The following is a 5,646-nucleotide window of genomic DNA, read 5'->3' as shown; positions in this document are numbered from 1 at the left end:
GGGGGATGCCATGGGAGGACTCCTGCTCGCACGGGGGAAGAGGGCGGCATCGCGAGACAGGACAAGGGATAGGGGACGGCCGCGTCCGGGAGTAGGTCTGGAATCCGGATGGACTCCTGAGGAAAGCTCAGGAATGGCCCTCACCCCGCTCAATGCGTTGCACCAGTTCCTCGCCGTCGCCCGGCACCGCAGCTTCGCGGCCGCCGCGGCGGAGCTGGGCGTGTCCGCCTCCGCGCTGAGCCACACGGTGCGCCAGCTGGAGGAGCGGCTGGGCGTGCCGCTGTTGTCGCGCACGACGCGCAGCGTGGCGGTGACGGCGGCGGGACGGCGGCTGGTGGAGCAGGCGGGACCGGGCGTGGCGCAGGCCCTGGGGGCGCTCAAGGACGCCTCCGCGCAGCCCGGCGAGGTCATGGGCGCGCTGCGGCTGACCCTTCCGTCCACCGCGCTGCCCTTCCTCCTCACGCCGCTCCTGGCCTCGTTCCGCGAGCGCCATCCCCAGGTGGAGCTGGACCTGGTGGTGGAGAGCCGCAAGGCGGACATCGTCGCGGAGGGCTTCGACGCGGGCATCCGGCTGGAGGAGTACCTGGAGCGGGACATGGTGGCGGTGCGCATCGCGCCCCCGTTCCGCTTCATCGTGGTGGGCGCGCCGGGGTACCTGGAGCGCCACGGCACGCCGGTGAAGCCGAAGGACCTGCTCCGGCATGACTGCTTCACCTACCGCTCGTCCAACACGGGCGCGCTGCTGCCGTGGGATTTGGAGAAGGGCTCGCGCACGTGGCGGCTGCCGGTGCGCGGCACCGTCACCACCAACGACGAGCGCGTCTGGCTGGGGCTGGCGGAGGCCGGCCTGGGCCTGGCGTACGTGCTGGAGTCCCAGGTGGAGGCGCAGCTGGAGGCGGGCACGCTGCGCCGCGTGCTGGAGGAGTACGCCGCGTCCGTGCCGGGCCTCTTCCTCTACTTCCCCAGCCGCGCGCAGGTGTCACCCGCGCTGCGGGCCTTGCTGGAGCACGCGCGCCAGGCGCTCGCCCCTCCCGCGCGGAGGAAGGGGCGCTGAATCAGTGCTCGTAGGTGTCGCGCGGGCGGGACATGCCGCCCGCCGCCGCCTGCGGGACCGCGACGGGCAGGCCGATGTGCGCCGCCACGGGCAGCGTGAAGGTGAAGACGCTGCCCGTCCCCAGGATGCTCTCCGCGCGGATGGAGCCGCCGTGCGCCTCCACCAGGCCCTTGGCGATGGCCAGCCCCAGGCCGGTGCCCCGGCTGGCCGCGTCGCGCGCCTGCCAGTAGCGGTCGAAGATGTGCGGCAGCGCGTCCGGCGCGATGCCGTTGCCCGTGTCGCGCACGTCGAAGGACACCTCGCCGCCGCGCATCAGCGCCTTCACCGCCAGCGTGCCGCCCGGCGGGGTGAACTTCACCGCGTTGCCCAGGAGGTTGCCCATCACCTGGAGCACGCGGACGCGGTCGCACTTCACGCGCAGCCCCTCCGCGGGCAGGTCCGCCTCCAGGTGCAGCCCCTTGGCCTCCGCCAGCGGACGGATGGCCTCCAGCGCCTCCGTGGCCAGCGCCACGGCGGTGTGCTCGCCCAGCTCCAGCGGCAGGTGCCCCGCCTCCAGGCGGCCCCAGTCCAGCAGGTCGGAGATGAGCCGCGACATGCGCTCGGCCGCGTCGTTGATGCGCGTGGCCTGCTTCGCCACCGCCTCGCCGCCCGGCTTGCCCGCCGTGCCGCGCAGGAGCAGCGCCGCGCCCAGCTGCACCACGCCCAGCGGGTTCTTCAGGTCGTGCGACACCACGGCGAGCAGGTCCTCGCGCGCGCGGGCCGCCCGGCGGGACTCACCGACGAGCCGCGCGTTGTCGATGGCCAGGCTCGCGCGCAGGCACAGGTCCTCCGCCAGCGCCAGGTCGTCCGGACCGTAGCGGCGCCCGGAGCCGGAGCTCACGAACGTCACCGCGCCCAGCGTGTGGCCGCGCGCGCGCAGCGGGATGATCATGTACGAGCGGGCCTGGAGCGCCTCCAGCATCGCGGGGTGCGCGGGCTCCGCCGCCGCCGCGCGCAACAGCGACTCCGTCACCGCCGGCACCAGCTCCGGCTCACCCGTGCGCAGCACGCGCAACAGGCCCACCGGCGCGTCCTCGCGGACCTCCGTGCGCGTGGGCAGGGTCCGGGCGCGCTCCTGCTGCGTCGGATCCAGGCACGCCACCGCCGCGCGGCCCACCCACGGGCCCTGCTCCAGCGCGTCCACCAGGCACCAGTCCGCCAGGTCCGGCACCGCCAGGTGCGCGAGCAGCGTGTACATGCCCTGGGGGTCGGGCGGGTGCGTGAAGAGCGTCGTCATCGCCTGGTAGAGGAAGGACCGGCGGCGCTCGGCGGTCTCCACCTCCGCGCGCGCGGCCTGCTCCAGCTCCAGGGCGCGGGAGTAGATGGCCTCCGCTTCCGTGAGCGCCCGCGCCGTCACCAGCACGGCCGGAGAGGGATCCGCCTCCGTGCCCAGCGGCGTGAGCACCAGCGCGTGCCGGCGGATGCCCTGCGCGCCCGGCCAGGGCGCTTCCACGGTGGTGGATTCACGCAGCGTCACCACGCGGACGCGCGCGGACTCCAGCGCCGTCAGGGCCTCTTGCGGCAGCCCCAGCTCACTCCAGTGACGTCCCGCCAGGTCTCCCGGCGCGCGGCCGAGCGCCCGGGCGCCCGCGGCGCTGCACGACACCAACCGGCCCGTGCCATCCAGAAGGTAGGCAGGGTCGGGGATGGCGGCGAAGACCGCTTCGTAGGCCAGACCAGTCGTGGGAGCACTCATCAGGAAGAATGGGCCAGGGGGATGACCCATTGGACCCGATATTGACACTCCGTGCCAGGGCCGCCATTCCGGCCACCTTTACTGTCAGATGACTTTCACTCAACCAACACTTCAGGGAAGCCGCACCCCGGGTTGGAGGAGCGCCAGCAGCCGGCGGGCAATCTGCGGGAGCGGCAGGACCTCATGCGCCAGGTTGGCCCCCACCACCACGGCCGGCATGCCGTAGACCACGGACGTCGCCTCGTCCTGGGCGATCACCCGCCCGCCTGCCTGGTGCAGGTCCCGGATGCCGTCCAGGCCGTCCTGGCCCATGCCGGTGAGCACCACGGCCAGGGACGTCTGTCCGTAGGCCCGCGCGACGGAGCGGAACAGCCAGTTGGCGGAGGGCCGGAAGCCCTGGATGGGGGCCGCGCCGGACACCTGCGCCCGGTGGTCCTGCGTCACGCCCAGGTGCTTGTCGTCCGGCGCCAGGTACACGGTGCCGGGGGAGAGGGGCTCGCCGTCCTCGGCCACCTTCACCCGCAGCTTCGTGGCGGTGCCCAGCCACGTGGCCAGTCCGTTGCCGAAGCCCAGCGCGATGTGCTGCACCAGCAGGATGGGGGGCGGGGGCGTCAGGGCCTGGCCGCCCAGGTCGGACAGGATGCGGTAGAGCGCGGCGGGGCCGCCGGTGGACGCGGCCATGGCCAGCACGGCCGGAGCGCGGGTGCTGGGAATGGGCGTCGTCTCATGCAGGGGCAGCGGCACGGCGGCGCGGTCCGGCCAGCGGCGGACCACCTTCACCTGGGCCATGGCCTTGAGCGTGTCACGCAGGCGGCGGCTGTCCGCCTCGAAGTCCGGCGACTCCGGGCCCACCGGCTTCTGGAGCACCGCCAGCGCCCCGGCCCTCAACGCGGCCATGGACGTCTGGATGTCGCGCTCCACCAGCGTGGACACCACCACCACGGGCGTGGGCACCTCCGTCATGATGCGGCGGGTGGCGTCCAGGCCGTCCATGCGCGGCATCTGGATGTCCATTGTCACCAGGTTCGGTTGCAGGCGCTGGCACAGCTCCACCGCCTCCAGGCCGTCCCTGGCCTCGCCCACCACGGTGAGCGCCGGGTCGGTGCGCAGGATTTCCACCAGCAGCCGCCGGGCGGTGGGCGAGTCCTCGGCCACCATGATGCGCAACGGTTCGGTCTTCATAGCAGTCGCCTCAGCGTCTCCAGCAGGCTCGTCGGATCAAACGCGCTCTTCACGATGTAGGCGCTCGCGCCGGCTTGCAGGCCGCGCGCCTTGTCCTCGGGCTTCTCCCGCGACGTGACGAGCACCACCGGCACCCGTCCGAAGCGCGGAGAGGTACGCACGGCCTCCGTGACCTGGAAGCCGTCCATGCGCGGCATCTCCACGTCCATCACCATCGCGTCCGCGCCGCCCGCTTGCAGCCGCTCCCACGCCTCCGCGCCGTCCGCGCACGCGACGACGTCGTAGCCGGCGCCCTCCAGGATGCTCTGCTCCAGCATGCGCGTCGTGGGCGAGTCGTCCGCCAGCACCACGCGCCGGCGCGCGGCCTGCTCCTTGGGGGTGGGGAAGAAGTGGGCGGAGGGGCGCCCGCCCGCGGCCCGCACCAGCGACGCGGGGTTGAGGAGCAGCGCCATGCGCCCATCCGGCAGCACCGCCGCGGCGGCCACGTGCCGCGCCCGCTTCACGCGGCTGCCCAGGGAGCGCACCAGCACCTCCTGCTCCGCGATGACCTCATCCACCACCAGCGCCGCCTGCGCGGTGCCCGCGGACAGCACCACCGCGGACGGCCGCGCCTTGGGAGGCCCCGCCGGCAGGTCCAGCACGCCCGCGAGCGACGCCAGCGGCACCAGCGCGTCCGGCGTCACCCAGGACATGCGCCCCTCCACCTCGCGCACGTCGGACGGGGCCAGGCGCAACAGCCGGTCCACGCCCTCGCTGGCGAGCGCCAGCGTCTGCCCGCCCGCGCTCACCAGCAGCACGCGCAGGGTGCTCAGGGTGAGGGGCACGTCCAGCGTGAAGCGCGTGCCCTGGCCCGCCTTGAAGGCCACCTCCACGCTGCCGCGCAGGGCCTCCACCTGGGCGCGCACCACGTCCAGGCCCACGCCCCGGCCGGACACCGCCGTCACCTTCGTCGCGGTGGACAGGCCCGGCAGGAACACCAGCCGCGCCGCGTCCGCGTCGTCCTCGGGCGCCTCCATGCCCCGGGCCCGCGCGCGCTCGCGCAGGGCCTCCAGGTCCAGGCCGCGCCCGTCGTCCTCCACCGCCACCTCCACCCGGCTGCCGCGGAGCCGCGCGGACAGCACCACGCGGCCCTCCTCCGGCTTGCCGTGGCGCACGCGCTCCTCCGGCGCCTCCAGGCCGTGCGCCACCGCGTTGCGCACCAGGTGCAGCAGCGGCTCACGCAGGGACTGGAGCAGGGAGCGGTCCAGGTCCAGCCCGCCGCCGTGCACCTCCATGCGCACGCGCCGGCCCAGGCCGTGCGCCACGTCGCGCGCGGCGCGCTCCAGGCCGGTGCAGCCCTCCTCGAAGGGGAGCATGCGCGAGCGGCGCACTTCATCATCCAGGCCGGTGGAGGACTGGAACAGCGCGCGGCGGTCCTGCGCCAGCACCCGCGCCACCCGCGCAAGCTCCAGCTCCACGCGGCGCAGCGTCGTCTCGGACCGGGTGCCGCGCACCGTCCCGCGCAGGCTGGTCACGTCGTCGCGCAGCGCCTCCAGGGACTCGGCGTGGCCCTCCAGGCGCAGCATGGCCACGCGCAGCTCTCCGCTGCGGCCCAGGAGCGCGTCCAGCTTCTGCCCGGACACGCGCACGGGCAGCGCTTCCCCGCTGACCTGCGCGGGGGCGGGGAGCTCCGGCT

Annotated in this window: 4 protein-coding genes; 1 reads left to right on the top strand and 3 read right to left on the bottom strand. The window is 74.4% G+C overall.

Annotated features, from left to right (window positions below; genetic code table 11):
• Positions 1 to 133 precede the first annotated feature (133 nt).
• Entirely contained in the window at positions 134 to 1,054 is a 921-nt protein-coding gene (locus D7W81_RS39470; RefSeq protein WP_120560484.1) for a LysR family transcriptional regulator, read from the top strand.
• A 1-nt stretch (position 1,055) separates the two neighbouring features.
• Here D7W81_RS39470 and D7W81_RS39465 read toward each other — a convergent pair whose 3' ends face one another.
• The 3 genes from D7W81_RS39465 to D7W81_RS39455 form a co-directional block, all read right to left on the bottom strand.
• Complete coding sequence (locus D7W81_RS39465) at positions 1,056 to 2,789, bottom strand: sensor histidine kinase (RefSeq protein WP_120560485.1); 1,734 nt, start codon at positions 2,787 to 2,789, stop codon at positions 1,056 to 1,058.
• A 111-nt stretch (positions 2,790 to 2,900) separates the two neighbouring features.
• On the bottom strand, positions 2,901 to 3,971 hold the full coding sequence (cheB, locus tag D7W81_RS39460) for a chemotaxis-specific protein-glutamate methyltransferase CheB (RefSeq protein ID WP_120560483.1): 1,071 nt from the start codon (positions 3,969 to 3,971) through the stop codon (positions 2,901 to 2,903).
• On the bottom strand, positions 3,968 to 5,646 hold a 1,679-nt coding region (locus D7W81_RS39455), incomplete at its 5' end, for a hybrid sensor histidine kinase/response regulator (protein WP_147445794.1). The genes D7W81_RS39455 and cheB, both read right to left, overlap by 4 nt.

This window comes from Corallococcus aberystwythensis (assembly GCF_003612165.1).
GTDB lineage: Bacteria > Myxococcota > Myxococcia > Myxococcales > Myxococcaceae > Corallococcus > Corallococcus aberystwythensis.
The sequence above is the reverse complement of the archived record's forward strand: the minus strand, read 5'-3'. Positions and strand labels throughout refer to the sequence as shown.